This window comes from Leclercia sp. 119287 (assembly GCF_009734485.1).
GTDB lineage: Bacteria > Pseudomonadota > Gammaproteobacteria > Enterobacterales > Enterobacteriaceae > Enterobacter > Enterobacter adecarboxylatus_C.
Genome location: NZ_CP046445.1, coordinates 3,005,988 through 3,026,014 on the forward strand (window position 1 = coordinate 3,005,988; position 20,027 = coordinate 3,026,014).

Below are 20,027 nucleotides of genomic sequence, written 5' to 3' on the forward strand. Positions count from 1 at the left end.
GTTATTTTTTAATGACGACAAATTTTACTTTCGTGCGTTGAAAAACCGGTATCCAGCGGAATAAATTTCCCGCGTGCCGCCAGAAACGCCACCAGCTCCGTCGCGGTCATTTCCGCCGCCGAACAGGTATGAAAACGTGCCGCCTCACCAAAGCGTGCGGTAATTGCCGCCACCAGGCTCGCTTCGGTGTACTGTTCACCGGAATCAATCATCATCGTCAGCACGTCGTGCCCATGTATGGATGCCATAAACCCTCCAGAATGAAAGGCGCAGCCTGACACGTTCCTCCCCTGCCCGCCTTGCGCTGGCGCAGGTTTACATACAGCCGGCACAGCTGGTACAGCGCCAGTCCTGTTTATTCACCGCCTGATAAAACTGACGATAGCTATCGGTTTCCAGCGGGATGGCGTGGTCGAAAAAGAGGTCGGTCAGCCACTCGACGTTCTCAATGATCCACTCATCTTCCTGTAAGCCCTGGGCGAAAGTTTCATCCTCAGGATCGATAATCGAGTAAATCGCCCAGGTACCCATGTCCTTTTCCTGCCGCGCCTCCGGCAGGGCTAACGCCTGCCCCTGCCAGGTGATGATCCAGTGCCCATGACACAATAAATTGCCTGAGCGACTCCATTTTGCACTGAAGGGCTTACTGCCGGTCATCGCCGTCTCACTTTTTTTGATTATTTATAAGAAACGTTTACGTTACGCCTGATTATCGGGCGAAAACATTGTCCTTATGAAGTAGGCGAATACCCCCACTTTCATGGGCATACGACCAGGCCGTCGCTCCGGGTTATTTTCGTAAACATTGTTTTACAGTCGTTGTAACGTCGGTTTGACGAACCTGTGCTTTTCCCTTACTCTGCGCCGCAGATTTTGTCGTGATACAGCAAGGCCGTAGAGGAAAACGTGAAGAACAGAACGCTGGGAAGTATTTTTATCGTCGCCGGAACGACGATTGGGGCTGGAATGCTGGCGATGCCGCTGGCGGCCGCGGGCGTCGGGTTTGGCGTCACGCTGGTATTGCTGGGCGTACTTTGGGCGCTGATGTGTTACACCGCCCTGCTGCTGCTCGAAGTGTATCAGCACGTTCCCGCCGATACCGGGCTGGGGTCGCTGGCTGGGCGCTATCTGGGCCGCTTCGGCCAGTGGATCACCGGCTTCAGCATGATGTTCCTGATGTATGCCCTGACCGCGGCCTATATCAGCGGCGCGGGGGAGCTCATCGCCTCCAGCGTTAACGACTGGTTCAACGCCGATATCACCCCTGCCACCGGGGTGATCTTCTTTACCCTGATTGGCGGCGGCGTGGTCTGCGTGGGCACCTCGCTGGTGGATCTCTTCAACCGCTTCCTGTTCTCGGCAAAAATCCTCTTCCTGGTCGTGATGCTGGCCCTGCTGGCACCGCATATTCATAAGGTCAACTTACTGACCCTGCCGCTGGAGAAAGGGCTGGCGTTGTCGGCCATCCCGGTGATTTTTACCTCGTTCGGTTTTCACGGCAGCGTGCCGAGCATCGTCAGCTATATGAATGGCAACGTGCGCAAGCTGCGCTGGATTTTTATTACCGGCAGCGCCATCCCGCTGGTGGCCTATATCTTCTGGCAGCTGGTCACCCTCGGCAGTATCAACTCTTCGACCTTTGTGGGGATGCTGGCGAGCCATACCGGCCTGAACGGGCTGTTGCAGGCCCTGCGTGAAGTGGTTGCGTCGCCGCACGTGGAGCTGGCGGTGCACCTGTTTGCCGACCTCGCCCTGGCAACCTCGTTCCTCGGCGTGGCGCTGGGCCTGTTCGATTACCTTGCCGATCTGTTCCAGCGCAGCCGCACCCTGAGCGGGCGGATGCAGACCGGGGCGATCACCTTCCTGCCGCCGCTGGCCTTCGCCCTGTTCTATCCACGCGGGTTTGTGATGGCGCTGGGGTATGCCGGGGTGGCGCTGGCGGTGCTGGCGCTGCTGCTGCCGTCGCTGCTGGTCTGGCAGAGCCGTAAGCAGCATGCCACCGGCGACTACCGGGTACCCGGCGGTAAACCGGCGCTGTGTCTGGTCTTCGCCTGCGGGATTGCGATAATCCTTGTGCAGTTCGGCATTGCGGCGGGGTTGTTACCGGAAGTGGGATAAGCAGTTGTGCCGGGTGGCGCTGCGCTTACCCGGCCTACGATAGCTGTAGGCCCGTGCAAGCGAAGCGCCGCCGGGCGCTGTTAATGCAGACAGCAGTTCTTGAATTTTTTACCGCTGCCGCACGGGCAGGGATCGTTGCGGCCGACTTTGGTGCCGTTGATCACCGGCTGCTGGGTGACCGGCTCCTGCGGGTTGGCAATCCAGTAGTTATACAGACGCAGCGCCGCCGGACGAATGTTCTCGATGCTCTGCTGGAACTCCTCTTCGCTGAAGCTATCCAGACGCTCAAAGTTCTCTTCGGAGCCGTGCAGGGCAATCAAATCCAGATCGGCACGCAGGGATTCCGGCAGGGATGACCAGTCGGTCAACGCCACGCCGCGCATATAGCCGAAGCACCACTCCTCTACCACGGTATACGTTTCGCCCTCGACGTCGTTCATGCCGAACATCGGTTCAAACTGTTCCGGGTAGTCGCTCAGACGCTCGGCGATATCGTTCATGTGCTTGAAGCAGAGATCGATAAAGCGGTTCATCTCGCGATCGTTCTTCCAGCGCGGAATGTTTTTCTCGCCGCCCCATACCGCCACCAGCCAGCGGTCCGGCTCAACCACCACCGGGCCAGACAGCACCGCGGTCAGCATCCCGTCGAGCTCCGAGACGTCTATAACGGACTCGCCGTCATGACCGTAGGTCATTAAGGTCTCTTCCAGCCACTCCATTTCGGTTTCGTTTAACGGGCCTTCGCTCATGGTAAATCTCCTGCAGAATTGAATTGCGTGCAGGGTAACACAGAAAGCGTGTTGAACTGTCCCCTTCCCCTGCTTATCCCGGGCGCTTTACTGGTGCAAATGCGCCTGAATCGTGACCGTTGCACAACTTATGTGCTTTGTTGTTAATGAGATGTGATCCCCGCTGTAATTTCACTGCGTGGTGCCGGGTGGCTTAAAACGGCGCTCTATACTGAAAATTGTCGAAACACAGGCAATCTGCTGCCGTTCTGGCAACCATTTTGCTTACTGTTGTGCTGAGGGTTATCACCCTCAGGCAATCTCGCCTGTTTCTGCGGTATGTCGTCCGTTTAGTGCATTACGTTTTGAACACGTTTTGGATTGGGTACGCCTCCGGCGTTCGACTACACAGGGTTGTGCCAAAAACCACTCAGAAAAGGTACATAATAATGTCGCTGAAATTGATCAGAAGTCCTCTCTCTATCGTGCTGGCAGGGTGTCTGGTGACGGCGTTTTCCGCCCAGGCTGATATCGTCATTGGCGTGGCGGGTCCCTTCACCGGGCCGAACGCCACCTACGGGGACCAGTACTGGCACGGCGCGACCCAGGCCGCGGAAGACATTAACGCCGCGGGCGGCATTAATGGCGAGAAGATCAAACTGGTGCAGGGCGATGATGCCTGTGAACCGAAACAGGCCGTCTCGGTCGCTAACCGTCTGGTTGACCAGGATAAGGTCAAAGCCGTGGTCGGCCACTTCTGCTCCTCCTCCACCATGCCGGCCTCCGAGGTCTATAACGACGCCGGCGTACTGGCGATCACCCCGGGCTCCACCAACCCGCTCATCACCGAGCGCGGCATGAGCGACATGTTCCGCATGTGCGGTCGTGACGACCAGCAGGGTCAGGTCGCCGCTGATTTCATTATCGATAAGCTGAAAGCCAAACGGGTGGTGATCATTCACGACAAAGACACCTACGGCCAGGGGCTGGCGGATGCCACCAAAGCGGCGCTGGCGAAACGCGACGTTAAGGATGTGATGTACGAAGGCCTGTCGCGGGGCGAAAAAGACTTTAACGCGCTGGTGACTAAAATCGGTGCCCAGAAGCCGGACGTGGTCTTCTTCGGCGGCTGCCATCCGGAGGCGGGCCCGCTGGTGCGCCAGATGCGTGAGCAGGGCGTGCAGGCCAAATTCTTCTCCGGCGACTGTATCGTCAACGAAGAGATGGTTACCGCCGCCGGGGGCGCGCAATACACCAACGGTATCTATATGACCTTCGGTAAAGACCCGCGCCTGATCCCGGAAGGCAAAGCGGTGATCGACAAATTCCGCGCCAGTAAATTCGAGCCGGAAGGCTACACCCTCTACTCCTACGCCTCTATCCAGGCCATTGCTGCGGCCTTTAAAGCTGCGGGCGGTGCCGATCCGGCCAAAGCCAGCGAATGGCTGAAGGCTAATTCGGTGGATACCGTAATGGGCAAAAAATCCTGGGACAGCAAAGGCGACCTGAAAGTCTCCGACTACGTGGTGTACGAGTGGGACGACAAGGGAAAATATAAGGAAGTGCAGTAACGGGACGGAATCACGCTCAACGTCGGTATGGCGACATACCGACGCAGTATAAACATCGGGCCGCGCCCTGAACGGGCGGCCTAAAACACGAGCGCGCGATGATGGAAACTTTCTTTCTGCAGCAGTTAATCAATGGCTTAACGCTGGGGTCGGTCTACGGTTTGATCGCCATCGGCTACACCATGGTCTACGGCATTATCGGCATGATTAACTTCGCCCACGGCGAAGTGTATATGATCTCCGCCTATCTCTGTGCCATCGGCCTGGCGCTCCTCTCCTTCTTCGGGCTGGAATCCTTTCCGCTGCTGATCCTCGGCACGCTGGTGTTCACCATCGTGGTGACGGGGGTCTATGGCTGGACCATCGAGCGGATCGCCTATAAACCGCTGCGTAACTCCACGCGCCTGGCCCCGCTGATCTCCGCCATCGGCATGTCGCTGATCCTGCAAAACTACGCCCAAATCAGCCAGGGGCCGCGCCAGCAGGGGGTCCCCACCATGCTCGACGGGGTGCTGCGTTTTCATATTGGCGAGGGCTTTGTGCAGATCACCTACACCAAAGTCTTTATTCTGATCGCCTCGTTCACCGGGATGCTGCTGCTCACCTGGATAATCAGCAATACCCGGCTCGGGCGGATGTGTCGCGCCGTGCAGCAGGATCGCAAGATGGCGTCGATTCTGGGTATCAATACCGACCGGATCATCTCCCTGGTGTTCGTGATTGGCGCGGCGATGGCCGGGCTGGCAGGAGTGTTGATCACCATGAACTACGGCACCTTTGATTTTTACGCCGGTTTTATCATCGGGATTAAAGCCTTTACCGCCGCCGTTCTCGGGGGGATCGGCTCCCTGCCCGGCGCGATGCTGGGGGGCCTGATCCTCGGCATTGCCGAGGCGCAATTCTCCGGCATGGTGAACTCCGACTATAAGGATGTGTTCTCCTTTGGATTGCTGGTGGTGATCCTGATTTTCCGTCCTCAGGGACTGCTTGGCCGCCCTGTCGTGGCCAAGGTATGAGGGAAAAAAGATGACTGCACAAATCGTTTCGCAACCCGCTTCCCACGAGGTTTTTTCGCTTAAGCGCTGTCTTCTCGACGCCATTTTTGCCGGCATGGTGGCGCTGATCGTTTTTGGTCCCATCGCCGGCGTGGTGCTGGATGGCTACAGCTTTAACTTCGAAGGGCGGCGGCTGGCGTGGATCATTGCCACGGTGATGACGGGCCGTTTCTTACTGAGCGCCTTTTTGACCACCGCGCCGGGCCGACGGGTGATGGCCCGCTTCGACAACGATAACTCGGGGGTCTACGTCCGCCCGCCAGAGTACAAAAGCCGGATGCGCTGGATCCTGCCGCTGATTATCGCCCTGGCGGTCTGTTTTCCGTTCGTCTCCACCAAGTACGTGCTGACGGTGGCAATCCTCGGTCTGATCTACGTCCTGCTCGGCCTCGGGCTGAACATCGTGGTGGGGCTCGCGGGCCTGCTGGACCTCGGCTATGTCGCCTTTTATGCTATCGGCGCCTACGGCCTGGCGCTGGGCTATCAGTATCTGGGGCTCGGCTTCTGGACTATGCTGCCGCTGGCGGCGCTGATGGCCGCTGCGGCCGGGGCTCTGCTCGGCTTCCCGGTGCTGCGCATGCACGGCGACTATCTGGCGATTGTGACTCTCGGCTTCGGGGAGATCATCCGCCTGGTGCTGAACAACTGGCTCACCTTCACCGGCGGGCCGAACGGTATCTCCGCCCCGCCCCCTACCCTGTTCGGGCTGGAGTTTGGCCGTCGGGCGAAAGATGGCGGCGTGCCCTTCCACGAGTTCTTCAACCTGACCTTCAACCCCAATCTGAAGTTCATCTTCATCTACGCCATTCTGCTGCTGGTGGTGCTGCTGGTGCTGTACATCAAGCACCGCCTGACGCGGATGCCGATTGGCCGTGCCTGGGAGGCGCTGCGTGAAGACGAGATTGCCTGCCGCTCCATGGGCCTCAACCATGTGCTGGTCAAACTGTCGGCCTTTACCCTCGGGGCCTCTACCGCGGGCATTGCCGGCGTGTTTTTTGCCACCTATCAGGGGTTTGTTAACCCCACCTCGTTCACCTTCTTTGAGTCGGCCCTGATCCTCGCCATTGTGGTGCTAGGCGGGATGGGCTCCACCCTCGGGGTGGTGCTGGCGGCCTTTGTGCTCACCGTCACCCCCGAACTGCTGCGCACCTTCGCCGAGTACCGCGTGCTGCTGTTCGGCGTCCTGATGGTGGTGATGATGATCTGGCGACCGCGGGGGCTGATTCGCATCAACCGTAGCGGCTTCGCGGTGCGAAAAGGAGTGGCGCCATGAACGGGACCATTTTAAGCGTGGAGCATCTGATGATGCACTTTGGCGGCATCAAGGCGCTTAACGACGTGAATCTTGAGGTGCAGCGCGGCTCTATCACCGCCCTGATCGGGCCGAACGGTGCGGGGAAAACCACGGTGTTCAACTGCCTGACCGGGTTTTATAAAGCCTCCGGCGGCAATATTTTGTTCAATACCCGCAGCAAAACGACCAACGTGATTCAGATCCTCGGGCAGAAATTCCAGCCGGGGGACTGGATCAACCCGGCACAGTTCGGCCAGCGTCTGTTTTATAAAATGTTTGGCGGCACCCATCTGGTCAACCGCGCCGGGCTGGCGCGTACCTTCCAGAACATCCGCCTGTTCCGCGAGATGTCGGTGGTGGAGAACCTGCTGGTGGCGCAGCATATGCAGGTGAACCGCAACCTGCTGGCCGGGGTGTTGAACACCTCCGCCTACCGCCGGGCGGAGAGCGACGCCCTGGACCGGGCCTTTTACTGGCTGGAGGTAGTGGATCTGGTGGACTGCGCCAACCGCCTCGCAGGCGAAATGTCCTACGGCCAGCAGCGGCGGCTCGAGATTGCCCGCGCCATGTGTACCGGGCCGGAAATGATCTGCCTCGATGAACCGGCCGCCGGACTCAACCCGGTGGAGACCCACACGCTGAGTAACATCATCCGTTTCCTGCGCGATCGCCACGACATTACCGTCCTGCTGATCGAACACGATATGGGGATGGTGATGGAGATATCGGATCACATCATCGTCCTCGACCACGGGGATGTGATTGCTCAGGGCAAACCGGAGCAGATCCAGCACGATGAAAAAGTCATTGCCGCCTATCTGGGCACCGATGAAAGCGAGGTCAGCGTATGAGTGAGGCAATGCTGGAGTTTCGTCAGGTGGATGTCTATTACGGGGTGATCCAGGCGCTGAAGCAGGTTTCGTTGCAGGTCAACCCCGGCGAAACCGTGGCGCTGATCGGCGCGAACGGGGCGGGCAAATCGACCCTGCTGATGTCCATTTTCGGACAGCCCAGGGTACGCGACGGGCAAATTCTGTTTTGCGGCGAAGACATCAGCCATAAATCGACCCACTACGTGGCCTCGGGCGGCATCGCCCAAGCCCCGGAAGGACGGCGCATCTTCCCCGATATGACCGTCGAAGAGAACCTGCTGATGGGCACCATCCCCATCGGCAACCAGTATGCGACAGAGGATCTCCAGAGCATGTTTGACCTCTTTCCGCGTCTGAAAGAGCGGCGTAAACAGCGGGCGATGACCATGTCCGGCGGCGAGCAGCAGATGCTGGCTATCGCCCGCGCCTTAATGAGCCGGCCTAAACTGCTACTGCTTGATGAGCCGAGCTTAGGGTTAGCGCCGATAGTGGTGAAGCAGATCTTCCAGACCCTGCGCGAGCTGGCGCGCAACGGGATGACGATATTTCTCGTGGAACAGAACGCGCACCATGCGCTAAAGCTCTCCGATCGTGGATATGTGATGGTCAACGGCCAGATCCGCCTGAGCGGCAGCGGCGAGGAGCTGCTCGGCAATCAGGACGTCAGAAAGGCCTATCTGGGCGGCGTGTAGCCAGGACGATCCCGCCAGTCAGGTCTCCCTGACTGGCGTCACTCGTGGAGATCGTCAGGAAGCTGCGCGTACGCCACTTTCTGCTGCTTAAAGTTGGTCACCGAGGGGGAGCCCACATCCTGCTCCGAGACAAAGGGGTATTTCGGGCTTAACTCTTTGGCCTCGATCCCGGTCCAGACGGAGAAGAAATCGAGAAAATCGTTGGCAGAGCGGCGGGCTTTAATCAGGCGATGCTCTTTGTCGTCACTCGACATGATCATAAAGGGCACCTGATAGTTTTGCTGGAAGGCATCACCATGCCCCATATACTGGCCCCCGGTCAGACGGGATTTATAGGTCAGACCGTGATCGGAGAAATAGACCATCGAGAAGCTGTCGCCGGTATTTTGTAGCTGCTGATAAAGCTGTTTTAACAGGGTGTCGGTCTGGGTGATGCTGTAGATGTAGCAGGAGGTCTCTTTCGACTGTACAAATTCGGTATATTTTCCCTGGGTGCGCTCGCAGGCCTGGGGATGCGAGCCCATTAAATGCAGGACGATCAGCTGCGTTTGGCTATGGCGGGTAGAGAGCACCTGCTGCGTCATCTGCAATAGGGCTTCATCCCGGGGATTATTTTCATCTTCATAATACCCTTTGCGCAAAAACTGCACGTTATTCGCACGCTTCGCAATACTGGCGACAGCGGTATCGTTTTCCCCAATTTGTCCCTGATTGGAGAACCACCAGGTCTGGAATCCGGCGCGGTTTGCCAGCGTGACGAAGTTATTCTGATACTCCGGATTCCCCCCGTTCACCCGGGTCATGGACAGGCCCAGTGAGGTTTGGGTGGAGGCGCTTGAGGAGACAAAATCCGTGAACAACGTGCCGTTAACCGTGCTGGCAAAGGGGGTGTTATTCCACTGCCCGCCAAAAGCCCCCAGGGCATCCCGACGCGCACTTTCACCGATCACCACCACGTAGTTGTGGTAGCGGGGCTTCACCGCCAGCACGGTCCAGTTGTCCTTCATTTTAGCCAGCTCCAGCATGTGTGCTTTTTCCTGCACCACTTCGTGGTTGTTGATCACCACGTCCTTCACGAAGCGGAACACCGGATAGCCCACATCCAGCAGGGTAAAGCTTCCCCAGTGGACCAGGTTTTTCATTGGCGTCATAAAGAAACAGGCGACGCTGAAGGCCAGACAGAGCATATCCACGCGGCGCCACGCCATTTTCGGTGTAATTTTACGCCGCAGCGCTACCCCGCCTAGTGCCAGAATAATTAATGAAACAAGATAGCTGTGCCAGGGGAATATCGTCAGGATCTCAACAGATTCAGTCACGTTGGTGGAGTGTAGCGCCAGCAACGTATTAAAATTCGGCGCGCCATAGGCCTGTTGAAACGGGAAGTACATTGCCGCCAGCAGGCTGCACAGGGCAATAAACCCTTTCTGCACGCGCGGCGCCATCCGCCAGAGAACAAATAATACGCAGCTAAAGGCCACCGAATAGATCAGGCTGAAAGAATACCCAAACGAATAATTAATCAGCACGGACTGGAGAAAATAAAAAGCTGTCCATGGATTAAGCGTAATATCGCGGATCCAGAGGGTATATTTACTCGCGGTTATATTCATATTGACCGTAATCCACAATAAGCCGCAGCAAAATGCTGGCGCCAAGGATCAAAAAAACCGCCGGAAAGGCGATATAGGGATAAAAATGGAGCATTTTAGGGAGAAACTTATCCAAAGATAGAGCGCGGGGGTGGGAAAATCAACGTTTTGTCATCTCATCTTCAGCAAATTGAAGCAATATCATCATAATTTATTAATAATTGTGTGGTAGCGCGTCTTTCTCACAATTTAAGAAAGACGCAAAGGCGATAATATGAATTAAACCATCATCAATTATTATTATTTTTACGGTTTTTCAATGCGGTTCACGGTTGCCGTATAGCCCGTTTTCGCCACCGCCTGTAATAACGTCTCCGTCGGGAATCCCTCCGGGACGATGACGTCGGTTTGCCGCGTCTTCAACGACGCTTTCGCTTTTACCACCCCTTCCGTTTCACGCAGGGCCTGGTTGACCGAAATCACGCACAGCGAGCAGGTCATGCCCTGCACGTCCAGCACCACTTTTTCATTTGCAGCCTGCGCGCACAGCGGCAGTAACAGACTCGCGGTTATCAGCAGTCGTTTCATTCCATCACCTCATAATACCAGGCCACCACCGTGGGGTAGAACAGCACCAGCAACAGTACCGGCAGCGAGAGCCAGAACAGCAGACGCATTTGCCCCAGCGTCATCCGCCCGGTACACCACGGCCGCGTTGAAAAATAGAGCCGCCAGAACACCCGCAGCATCAGTGCTGACGAGAGCAGGATCATCGGCACCCGCAGGAACTCAAGCTGGCTGAGGCCGGCAAAACCGGCGGCCGAGATACCAAACAGCAGATAGAGCAGCGGCCCGACGCAGCACAGCCCGGCGGTGACGGCCGCCGCGGCCGCCGTCAGCAGGGTCAGCCCTGCACCCTTAGCGTTGTTCTGTTGAGACATAGTGGTAAGTGAACACCTTTGGATCGTAAAAATTGAGTGGGTCGCCGTCCACCTCGGCATAAGGGTAGCCAAAGTTATTCACCGCGCCCTGCTCCGTCGCCGGGTACAGCTCGAAATCGCGCCCGTAGTTGAAGCCCACCCAGTTCATCTCCCAGTTACCAAACAGGTACGTATTCACCGCCTGCACATCGGGATCCTGATGGGCTTTTTTCTCCGCCAGACGCATTTTGGTGACGTCCGCCGGATCGCACGGCAGCCAGCCGTATCCCGCCAGATAAAATTCCGCCCGGCAGTGCTGCCCGCCGCTGACGTCGGAGACGCCCGCGCTGTCGGCCTTGCCGAAGGCGCTGGCGGAGTAACGCTCCAGTTTATTGGCCCGGCCCAGGCGGATGCCGAACAGCTCCCGCGCCGGAATCCCGCTGGCCCGCGCCAGGGCGACAAACACCGAGCTGATGTCGGTGCATTTGCCGCTGAGCTTGCCGCTTTGCAGAATGGTGGCCACATCGCCGGTGCCACAGCCAATCACGTCGTTATCGCGCTCCATATGGCTGCTGACCCACTCGTAGATGAGACGCGCTTTCTTCAGCGGATCGGTTTCGCCGGCGGTGATTTTTTGCGCCGTTTCGCGCACCAGGCCATCAACCGGGGTATGGGTTGTCGGCAGCAGGTACGGCTTCACCGCCAGCGGATAGACGATCTGTTCCGGAGCCTGCCAGTGTTTCAGAGCCTCATGTTTCAGCGGCTCCCAGTCTGCCGTTTCGATCTCCAGATCGAGCTGGAGCAGCAGATCGCCGTCGGATTTTGGCCAGGTCGCGAACAGCGTTTTAGCCCCATAGACGTTGTTGGTGGTGATATACGCCTGCTGGTAGTTACCGCTGAACGTCAGGCCGGTCATCTGCTGAAAGGCGGTATCCACCGGTAACGGGATCCAGAGTTTGACTGTCCCGCTGGAGCCCTGCGGCGGTGCCAGTTTATAGGTTTGTGACAGGACAAAACGACGGCGCATCACCGGCGCGGCGAGCGGAGCGCTGTTTTGCGCCACCGTCTGGCTGGCAACGACCGGGCCTACTAAGCCTGCGGCAGAAAGAAGAACGCTGGATTTAAGAAATTGTCGACGCTGCATGGCTATCTGTCCCTTGTAAATGAATGTTCATCACAGCAGACAGGGGCTGGCGCGGAGTGATAGAGATGATTCATCAATAACAGACCTGTTAACTGTGAATGAAAGATTAAGCGCCGTTATTAGGCGGCATTCTGGCGGGGTTGTACAGGCATGAAGGCAAAAAATCGAAAATAACCGCAACAATTGCAGGGCGAGAGATCGGGATTGGCTAAATAGTGTGCGGCCTGCGCGCCCTCACCCCATCCCTCTCCCTGAATGAAGAGGAACCGACCGTACGCTTATTTTATTCGCGAACAAATATTGGCAATGATTATTCTCACCTAATATTAAAAATGAACACGGCTATCTCAACCAACACATCGTCATTATCACTTTAATTTTTTTACCACCCTACAGAGGTATGAGATGAGAAAAATATGCTTAACAAAATTATTGTCTGCGAGTTTGCTCGGGCTGATGGTTTTCTCCACCGCTGCAATGGCAAAAGAAATTGAAGTGGTCAATATCTCAAAAATAGATGGCATGCCCTGGTTTAATCGCATGGGTGAAGGCGTCACGAAAGCGGGCAGCGACCTCGGGATAAAAGCTTCTCAGGTGGGGCCATCCAGTACCGATGCGCCGCAGCAGGTCAAAATCATTGAGGACTTAATTGCTAAAAAAGTCTCCGCGATCGGTATCGTTCCTAATGACGCCGATGTTCTCGAGCCGGTATTCAAAAAGGCGCGTGAGGCGGGCATCGTGGTATTAACCAATGAATCCCCGGGGCAACCCAGCGCCAACTGGGATGTGGAAATTATCGATAACCAGAAATTTGCCGCCGACAACGTTGAAGAGATGGCGAAAGCCATGGGCGGTAAAGGGGGTTATGTCATCTATGTCGGTAGCCTGACCGTGCCGCAGCATAACCTGTGGGCGGATCTTTTCGTGAAATACCAGAAAGAGCATTACCCGGAGATGCATGAAGTCACCAACCGGATGCCGGTGGCTGAAAACATCGATGACGCCCGACGTACTACCATCGATCTGATGAAAGCCCATCCCGACATGAAAGGGATCGTCTCATTTGGCTCTCAGGGCCCTATCGGTGCGGGCCGCGCGGTGAAAGAGAAACGGGCGAAAGGCAAAGTCTTTGTCTACGGTATGATGATCCCATCCCAGGCCGCCTCGCTGATTAAAAGCGGCGATATTGCCATGGGTATCACCTACGATCCGGCTTCTGCCGGTTATGCCATCACCGCTATCGCCGACAAGGTCCTGAAAGGCGAAGAGATTACCCAGGGTCTGGAGATCCCGAACCTCGGTAAAGCGGACGTCGATAGCGAAAAACGGATTATCAAGTTCCACAAAGTCCTGCGCGTCACCAAAGAGAATATCGATAGCCTGTATTAATCGGTTGAACCCGCACGCCCTGTCAGGGCGTGCGGCATGAGCCCCTGAGAGGTAGATATGGCGCCCTTTATTTCACTGGGTAAGATCAGCAAGACTTTCTACGGTGTGAAAGCGCTGGATAACATCAACCTGACGCTGTTACCCGGAGAAGTTCACTGTTTGGCCGGGCAGAACGGCTGCGGTAAATCGACGCTGATTAAAATCATCTCCGGCGTCTATAAACCCGATCCCGGTTTTGAGATCGCCATCGAGGGTAAACCTTACGCTCATCTTTCACCCATCGACTCCGTTAAAGCCGGAATTCAGGTTATCTATCAGGATCTCTCCTTATTCCCCAATTTAACCGTTGCGGAAAATATCGGTATTCACCAGCACCACCACCATCTGCTGGTCAACAAGCGCGAAATCCGCCGTATCGCAGCGCTGACGATGAAGAGTATCGATGCGAAATTAGATCTCGATGCCAACGTGGACTCCCTGCCCATCGCCCAACGCCAGATCGTGGCCATCTGCCGGGCGCTGGCCCAGGAAGCCAGGCTAATTATTATGGATGAACCCACCGCCTCGCTGACCATCCAGGAGGTAAAGGGGCTGCTGCGGGTGATCGGCGACCTGAAGAAAAGAAATATCTGCGTGGTTTTTGTCAGCCACCGGCTGGATGAGGTGCTGGAAATCTCCGACCGTATCAGCGTGCTGAAAAACGGCAGCCTGATCGGCACCTTCCCCGCCAGCGAGATCAATAATAAAAAGCTGGCGTTCCTGATGACCGGCAAAGAGTTCTCTTATGCGGTCCTGCCGCCGATTGAGAAAATTGGCGACGTGGCGCTAAAGGTCAATAACCTCACCAAAGCTCAGCAATATAAAGACATCTCTTTTCAGATCCATCAGGGGGAGATCCTGGCTATCACCGGGCTGTTGGGTGCCGGGCGTACGGAGCTGTGCCTCAGCCTGTTCGGGCTCACGAAGCCCGATTCCGGCGAGATAGTACTGGAGGGCAAGGCGGTCCATTTCGCCAGCAACCGGGATGCGGTGAAAGCCGGAATTGGCTATGTCCCGGAGGACCGGATGAGCACCGGCCTGGTGATGGATCAGTCGATCAATGACAATATTATCTCGACCGTACTGAAGCGGCTAAAAACGCCCTTCAGGCTGTTGGACAGGTCTAAATCGGACCGCATCGTCGCGGAACTCGTCGAGCAGCTGAGCATAAAAATTGGCAGCGTGGATCTGCCCGTTAACACCCTCTCCGGCGGCAATGCCCAGCGCGTGGCGATTGCCAAATGGCTGGCCATCAACACCAAAGTACTGATCCTTGACTCGCCCACCGTCGGCGTCGACATTGCCAATAAAGCCGGGATCTACCAGATCATCTCTGCCCTGTCGCGCAAGGGGATCGCGGTGCTGATGATCACCGATGAGATCGACGAAGCCTTCTTTAACAGCCATCGGATTTTAGTGATGCGCAAGGGCGAGATCGTCGCGGAGATCCTCCCGGAAAAGACCACAGAGGCCGCGCTGGCAGAGGTCGTCAATGGTTAAGAAAATCGGGGTGAAAACCCATGAGCTGTTCCTCGGGCTGACCATTATTTTGATTGGCGGCTATCTGTCGTTTGCCAGCGCCGATTTTATGACCCTCGGCAATATCTACGACCTGATCAACAACTACGCCATGTTAACCATCCTGGCCTGCGGCCTGTTCATCGTCCTGATCTCCGGCGGGATCGATATCTCATTCCCGGCCATGACCATTATCTCCCAGTACGTTATGGTCACCCTGATACAGGGCACCAGCGGCAACTTTGCCCTGGCGTTTGCGCTGTCAGGCGGGCTGGGTTTACTGCTCGGCCTGGTCAACGCCACGCTGGTTAACCGGCTAAAGGTGCCCTCCATCATCATTACCATTTCAACCCTCAATATTTTTTATGGCCTGCTGCTGTACCTGACCAAAGGGGTCTGGCTGTACAGCTATCCGGAGTGGTTTGAACAGGGGGTGATGCTGTTTAAATTCACCGCTGCCGATGGTTACGATTACGGTTTAAGCCTGCCAATCCTTACCCTGCTGGTGGTGGTGGCGTTAACCGGCTTTATCATGAACAAAACCAGCATTGGCCGGATGATTTACGCCATGGGCGGCAACCGCGAAGCGGCCTCCCGGATGGGATTCGGCATCTTTAAAATGCAGCTGTTTGTTTACGGCTATATGGGGCTGATGTCCGGCGTGGCCGGCGTGGTCCAGTCCGCGACCGTCTTAACCGTCGCCCCCGACTCCCTGCTGGGCTATGAGCTGACGGTGCTGGCGGCGGTGGTGTTAGGCGGAACCAGTATTGTCGGCGGGCGCGGAACCTTACTCGGCACCCTGTTGGGGGTGATTTTACTGGCCGTGATACAAAACGGCCTCAATCTGACAGGGGTCTCCTCTTACTGGCATACGGTCGTTACCGGTGTGGTGATCGTCACCAGCATCAGCATGACGGCATGGAGTCAGCGCAAAAGTCAGGGAGCAGTAGCATGAACGCCAGAAAAACCCAGGATCGCGTTGAGATTTACCTGAGTGTGTTAATCGCCGTCGTCGTGATCGCGTTTAGCTTCCTTATTCCCTCTGTCTTCTGGTCGTCAGCCAACTTCCAGTCTGTCGCCTCGCAGATGCCGATCCTCGGGGTACTGGCGTTAGCCATGGCGGTCACCATCCTCACCGGTGGGATCAACCTGTCCATCATCGCCACCATGAACGCCTGTGGGCTGGTGATGGCCTGGGTCGCCACGCATTATCCCCCGACCCTCAGCAGTATGCTGCTGGTGCTGGCGGCCGGACTGGCAATGGCTATCGTGATTGGATCGGTTATTGGATTTTTGGTTGCTGTGGTGCGGGTCTCGCCGATATTAGCCACGCTCGGGATCATGACCCTGCTGAAGGGGATAAATATTCTGATCTCTAAAGGCTCGTCGATCTCGAACTTCCCCGACACCATTCTGGCGATTAACAGCACCAATTTCCTCGGCATCCCGCTGCCGTTACTGGTGTTTCTGGCTGTGGTGGCGGTGCTGTGGGTGATCCTCGAAAAATCCGCCTTTGGGCGCACGATTTACCTCATCGGCTCGAATGAACAGGCAACCCACTACGCCGGGATCAACACCCGTAAGACCCTTATCTGGGTTTATATACTTTCATCGGTATTGTGCGTGATTGCCGCGCTGCTGATGATGTCCAAGCTGAACTCGGCCAAGGCCTCTTACGGTGAGTCTTATCTGCTGGTATCGATTCTGGCGGCGGTGCTGGGCGGGGTAAACCCCGACGGCGGCTTCGGCAAGGTCTTTGGCATGGTGATGGCGCTGATCCTGCTGCAGATGCTGGAGAGTGGTCTGAACATTCTCGGGGTGAGCAGCTATATCACCATGGCCCTGTGGGGCGGCCTGCTGCTGGCGTTTATTTTCCTGAAGGGGGCTAATTTGTCGCGCCTGTTCAGCCGATCCTGATCGTCAGAGGAGGTAATCCGAAGGCGGTCACCCATCGCGAAATGATGTCAGATAAGCCAAATTTCAGGCACAAAAAAACCACCTTTCGGTGGTTTCACGACACTGCTTATTGCTTTGATTATTCTTTGCTTTCCCATGGTAGCCGGAGTGGGACTTGAACCCACACAGCGCGAACGCCGAGGGATTTTAAATCATGCGTGTTATTTAAAATTATCAAATACATACGTCATTTTTTCGCCATTAATCTTTATTTTTTTAAAATGAATAATCAACAAGTTACGATTATCAAAAAGTCACAATGGCGAAGTTTTTAAGAGCTAAAACTTTGCGTAGCTCCTTCCAAAAATTATCTTCTCCGCTTTACGCCACCAGCCTACCCAAGCAAAATCGCCACCGATCCGTTGTAAGATTTATGGTGCGCACCGCTTTTTACACCGGAGAATCATCGTCAGCGTTAGTGCTGTTGATGAAGAACGTCACCCTGCCCATCACCTCGACTTCTGCCGCCTCGGCCCCCTCGATCGCTTCACCATCATCCGTAATTAATGCCCTTCCCCTGAGCTTCGCAAACTGCGTTCGGCCACCTGACAGGATCAGCAGAGTCTGTCCCTGCACCAGCCTGGTGACCGGCTCAATAACCGCAAACCCCGATGATGTTTCAAGGAAGCGAGTGTCGATGCCAACGCCGCAGATGCTCTCCGGGGTGAGTCTGGTCTCTACGTAGTCGCCTGCCGGCGAAGGGAAGCCCATTACAGCACCCTCCCCATGTTACGGAGCATCCAGAGACGGTTCTCGCTGTGGTCAGGCGTCTTGTCGACGAAGAAATCCTGATACCGCTCTATCCAGTCATTGGCGTCGGCCTGGCTGAAATGCCAGTTTCTCGCGCGCAATTCACGGATGAAGTCATCCGTGCGTAACCACTGGTAGCCTTTAGGGTTTTTCTGTATTGCAGCGACAAATGCGCTGTGAATGTCTGATTTGCGGGGCATGATCTGCACTCCTTATACTGTTTTTATATACAGTAGTTTTAAAGGGTGTGCAGATCAAGCTCCATTGCCTGTTTCACAGTCCATCAATTTATTCGGCATACAACCTGTGAGATGGGAGTGCCAGTGGCCGCGGCTGTTACGTCGACACGTAATACCACCTGTGTTGCGTTAAATGAGCTGATGTAAACCGGTGAGAATGTACCTGGCGCCGTAAATGAACCGTGCCGGAGTGTCGCCTGAATCTCTTCGACAGAGGGCGCTCGCCATAACGTGTGAGGGATTGTTACGGTTTTACCGCCTGTTGAAGTTAGATCGATATTGCCAGAGCCGATAAAGTTGTTTGTTTTAACGTCGCCAGCACCATCTTTGAATACAGCCTGCATCGTCATCAGTGATGACTTATTCAGCGCCGGAGTGCCGGTTAATCCTTCTGCAAAATTGTTGCCAGTCCCCACATCGCCTGCGGCAATGAAATTGCCAATCAGCCCGTTCTTCTTGTTACGCCATACGAGCGAGACATTAGAGAACGTCATTGTGCAGTTAAGCTGATCGCAGTTCTCTGTGGTCACCAGTGCAGCTGACGCTAACCCATCACTACCAACGGATCCAATGCCAACCGATTTTAATTGCCCAATCATGATGCTCACGGCATCAGCGATAAACAAATGCCCGCCCTGAGTTGCAGCCTGTAGATTTGCAACCGTTCCCCAGTTTGCGCCGCCGCTGTCAAACACACCATCTGCCCCGACATCCTGCCCGGATGCCCGTCGAATAATGGTGTCAGTTATAACAAGCTTGTTGGAATGGTTGAGTACGAACGGTCTGGTGATCCCTCCCCAGTTGATTTTGTTGGCCTGGCTGAAGTTATTTTTTACCACGCCGTTACAGTTCACGCCAAATTCCACATTCCCCCAGCCACCGGCAGTAATTAGCGTATCAATAGTCAGGCGTGAGTTGTCCTTAACCACAAAACACTTACCAAAACGGGGGGAGTTTAAATTCAGGTAATCAGCCTGCATGGCTTTATTGGCTGCAACAACCACACTGTGAACCGGCTCGCCCGGGAAATGCCGTGATGTTTGTGGTGTGGTGCCAGGGTTGTTTTTATCGCCATTCTCGTTAGTGACGACGGAGCCAATTGGTGTGTCTGATGGCCCTTCGTAAATCCAGTTCTCATCAAAGCTGTTAATGATTTCGAGCTCATCAATACAGGCAGGAATGGACGCCATATCAACAGTATAATTATCGTCAGCCACGCCCACGTGGGCAGTCAACAACCCTACCCCGGCAAAGTTATGAATAATGCAGCGCTTGAGCGTTAAACGGAGACCGTACATTTTAACGCCATATTTCAACGTAGCCGTGCTCTGATTTGCTCCGTTACCGTCAAAGATAAAACCATCAAACCCATAATCCTGCGTGAAATCAGGATCGTCGGCGATAGAATGCGCGCTGTTTGCTCGCAATGCGTCAAACTTATAGCTCTCCACCATGCCTGTGTTCGAGTTATTCGCCAGTTTAATGGTCACAGTTCCGGGTGAGGTTTTACAAAGAACGCCGCGACGCGGAACTATAGGCACACTTATCAAGTAAACACCCGGAGTCCTGAATAATAACTCACCCCCACCTCTGAGAGATAAGTCCGTTATCGCCTTATTAATTAAAAGCACATTATCTTTACTTCCGGGTGCAATGCCCCACCCTCGGACATCTCCCTCATCCCGCCAGCGGGCAATTTGTAATTCAGGATATTTTCCGACACCATCCGGATCGGAAAGTTGGGTCCGCAATGCTGCATCACCAACCCCAACCCATTTGCCTGGCCCGACCCCCCCCGCACTTTCCGGGGTAGAGCCAGGCGGAACGACTTTGGGCTGTGACCAGTCTCCATCCCAGCGGTAGTATTCGCCATTGCTCTCGAGCTGCAGAACAGTGTTAGGAGTGAGGAGGGTATAACCCTGCTCAAAAGATTTCGCCGTGATATAGCCATAATTAAGCATCGATTGCATTGCGAGAGATTCGATACCATACCAAGTCAGGCGATTTTTCCCAAAGCGATCCTGCCATATGGCAGCAGTAATGGTGTTAACTGCTGTGTCAAAGTTCTGCGAGTTATCAAATAGATCGTAAGGACTGGAAGAACCCAATGGGTTTTTCGTGAAATAGGTTGTCATGCTCGCTCCGGGCAT

Annotated in this window: 20 protein-coding genes; 10 read left to right on the forward strand and 10 right to left on the reverse strand. The window is 55.4% G+C overall.

The window, feature by feature from the left end:
* Nucleotides 1-8: 8 nt before the first annotated feature.
* A complete protein-coding gene (locus GNG27_RS14490; RefSeq protein WP_156264100.1) occupies nucleotides 9-248 on the reverse strand; it encodes a YecH family metal-binding protein in 240 nt (79 codons plus the stop codon).
* A 67-nt stretch (nucleotides 249-315) separates the two neighbouring features.
* Nucleotides 316-657 carry a hypothetical protein gene (locus tag GNG27_RS14495; RefSeq protein WP_156264101.1) on the reverse strand — a complete coding sequence of 114 codons (342 nt, stop codon included), beginning with the start codon at nucleotides 655-657 and terminating at the stop codon, nucleotides 316-318.
* A 249-nt stretch (nucleotides 658-906) separates the two neighbouring features.
* Here GNG27_RS14495 and tyrP point away from each other — a divergent pair, with 249 nt between their 5' ends.
* Entirely contained in the window at nucleotides 907-2,118 is a 1,212-nt protein-coding gene (gene tyrP / locus GNG27_RS14500) for a tyrosine transporter TyrP (RefSeq protein WP_156264102.1), read from the forward strand.
* An 80-nt stretch (nucleotides 2,119-2,198) separates the two neighbouring features.
* On the opposite strand, the gene GNG27_RS14505 is transcribed toward tyrP, so the two are convergent.
* On the reverse strand, nucleotides 2,199-2,867 hold the full coding sequence (locus GNG27_RS14505) for a YecA family protein (RefSeq protein WP_156264103.1): 669 nt from the start codon (nucleotides 2,865-2,867) through the stop codon (nucleotides 2,199-2,201).
* Nucleotides 2,868-3,295: 428 nt separating this feature from the next.
* On the opposite strand from GNG27_RS14505, the gene GNG27_RS14510 reads away from it, so the two are divergent.
* The 5 genes from GNG27_RS14510 to GNG27_RS14530 all read left to right on the forward strand — a co-directional run bounded on the left by GNG27_RS14510 (nucleotide 3,296) and on the right by GNG27_RS14530 (nucleotide 8,330).
* Entirely contained in the window at nucleotides 3,296-4,417 is a 1,122-nt protein-coding gene (locus GNG27_RS14510; RefSeq protein ID WP_142486274.1) for a branched-chain amino acid ABC transporter substrate-binding protein, read from the forward strand.
* Between the two features lie 101 nt (nucleotides 4,418-4,518).
* Nucleotides 4,519-5,433: a branched-chain amino acid ABC transporter permease gene (locus GNG27_RS14515; RefSeq protein WP_059309089.1), complete on the forward strand. Its 915-nt coding sequence runs from the start codon at nucleotides 4,519-4,521 to the stop codon at nucleotides 5,431-5,433.
* Nucleotides 5,434-5,443: 10 nt separating this feature from the next.
* Nucleotides 5,444-6,745 (forward strand): high-affinity branched-chain amino acid ABC transporter permease LivM, encoded by a 1,302-nt coding sequence (gene livM, locus GNG27_RS14520; protein WP_156264104.1) that lies wholly within the window; start codon nucleotides 5,444-5,446, stop codon nucleotides 6,743-6,745.
* Nucleotides 6,742-7,617: an ABC transporter ATP-binding protein gene (locus GNG27_RS14525; RefSeq protein ID WP_142486276.1), complete on the forward strand. Its 876-nt coding sequence runs from the start codon at nucleotides 6,742-6,744 to the stop codon at nucleotides 7,615-7,617. The genes livM and GNG27_RS14525 overlap by 4 nt, the downstream gene beginning before the upstream one ends.
* Nucleotides 7,614-8,330 carry an ABC transporter ATP-binding protein gene (locus GNG27_RS14530; protein ID WP_142486277.1) on the forward strand — a complete coding sequence of 239 codons (717 nt, stop codon included), beginning with the start codon at nucleotides 7,614-7,616 and terminating at the stop codon, nucleotides 8,328-8,330. Before GNG27_RS14525 ends, GNG27_RS14530 begins: the two co-directional genes overlap by 4 nt.
* A gap of 38 nt (nucleotides 8,331-8,368) precedes the next feature.
* Here the strand turns inward: GNG27_RS14530 and GNG27_RS14535 are convergent, their stop codons facing one another.
* The 4 genes from GNG27_RS14535 to GNG27_RS14550 form a co-directional block, all read right to left on the reverse strand.
* Nucleotides 8,369-9,943 (reverse strand): sulfatase-like hydrolase/transferase, encoded by a 1,575-nt coding sequence (locus GNG27_RS14535; protein ID WP_156264105.1) that lies wholly within the window; start codon nucleotides 9,941-9,943, stop codon nucleotides 8,369-8,371.
* Nucleotides 9,944-10,228: 285 nt separating this feature from the next.
* Nucleotides 10,229-10,510 carry a heavy-metal-associated domain-containing protein gene (locus GNG27_RS14540; RefSeq protein WP_156264106.1) on the reverse strand — a complete coding sequence of 94 codons (282 nt, stop codon included), beginning with the start codon at nucleotides 10,508-10,510 and terminating at the stop codon, nucleotides 10,229-10,231.
* Nucleotides 10,507-10,863 carry a mercuric transporter MerT family protein gene (locus tag GNG27_RS14545; protein WP_142486280.1) on the reverse strand — a complete coding sequence of 119 codons (357 nt, stop codon included), beginning with the start codon at nucleotides 10,861-10,863 and terminating at the stop codon, nucleotides 10,507-10,509. Before GNG27_RS14545 ends, GNG27_RS14540 begins: the two co-directional genes overlap by 4 nt.
* The gene (locus tag GNG27_RS14550) at nucleotides 10,841-11,986 is read right to left on the reverse strand and encodes a transglutaminase-like domain-containing protein (protein WP_156264107.1); all 1,146 of its coding nucleotides are present in this window, start codon (nucleotides 11,984-11,986) and stop codon (nucleotides 10,841-10,843) included. Before GNG27_RS14550 ends, GNG27_RS14545 begins: the two co-directional genes overlap by 23 nt.
* A 405-nt stretch (nucleotides 11,987-12,391) precedes the next feature.
* On the opposite strand from GNG27_RS14550, the gene GNG27_RS14555 reads away from it, so the two are divergent.
* From GNG27_RS14555 to GNG27_RS14570, 4 genes are read left to right on the forward strand one after another with little or no spacing between them, the layout of a single operon-like run.
* On the forward strand, nucleotides 12,392-13,375 hold the full coding sequence (locus GNG27_RS14555) for an autoinducer 2 ABC transporter substrate-binding protein (protein ID WP_156264108.1): 984 nt from the start codon (nucleotides 12,392-12,394) through the stop codon (nucleotides 13,373-13,375).
* Nucleotides 13,376-13,432: 57 nt separating this feature from the next.
* Nucleotides 13,433-14,914, forward strand: a complete 1,482-nt coding sequence (locus GNG27_RS14560; protein ID WP_156264109.1) for a sugar ABC transporter ATP-binding protein — start codon at nucleotides 13,433-13,435, stop codon at nucleotides 14,912-14,914.
* On the forward strand, nucleotides 14,907-15,887 hold the full coding sequence (locus GNG27_RS14565) for an ABC transporter permease (protein WP_156264110.1): 981 nt from the start codon (nucleotides 14,907-14,909) through the stop codon (nucleotides 15,885-15,887). The genes GNG27_RS14560 and GNG27_RS14565 overlap by 8 nt, the downstream gene beginning before the upstream one ends.
* Nucleotides 15,884-16,849, forward strand: a complete 966-nt coding sequence (locus tag GNG27_RS14570) for an ABC transporter permease (RefSeq protein ID WP_156264111.1) — start codon at nucleotides 15,884-15,886, stop codon at nucleotides 16,847-16,849. Before GNG27_RS14565 ends, GNG27_RS14570 begins: the two co-directional genes overlap by 4 nt.
* A gap of 429 nt (nucleotides 16,850-17,278) precedes the next feature.
* On the opposite strand, the gene GNG27_RS14575 is transcribed toward GNG27_RS14570, so the two are convergent.
* From GNG27_RS14575 to GNG27_RS14585, 3 genes are all read right to left on the reverse strand, one after another.
* On the reverse strand, nucleotides 17,279-17,599 hold the full coding sequence (locus GNG27_RS14575; RefSeq protein ID WP_156264112.1) for a hypothetical protein: 321 nt from the start codon (nucleotides 17,597-17,599) through the stop codon (nucleotides 17,279-17,281).
* Nucleotides 17,599-17,838: a hypothetical protein gene (locus GNG27_RS14580; protein ID WP_156264113.1), complete on the reverse strand. Its 240-nt coding sequence runs from the start codon at nucleotides 17,836-17,838 to the stop codon at nucleotides 17,599-17,601. The genes GNG27_RS14575 and GNG27_RS14580 overlap by 1 nt, the downstream gene beginning before the upstream one ends.
* 83 nt (nucleotides 17,839-17,921) lie before the next feature.
* Nucleotides 17,922-20,012, reverse strand: a complete 2,091-nt coding sequence (locus tag GNG27_RS14585; protein ID WP_156264114.1) for a hypothetical protein — start codon at nucleotides 20,010-20,012, stop codon at nucleotides 17,922-17,924.
* Nucleotides 20,013-20,027 lie beyond the last annotated feature (15 nt).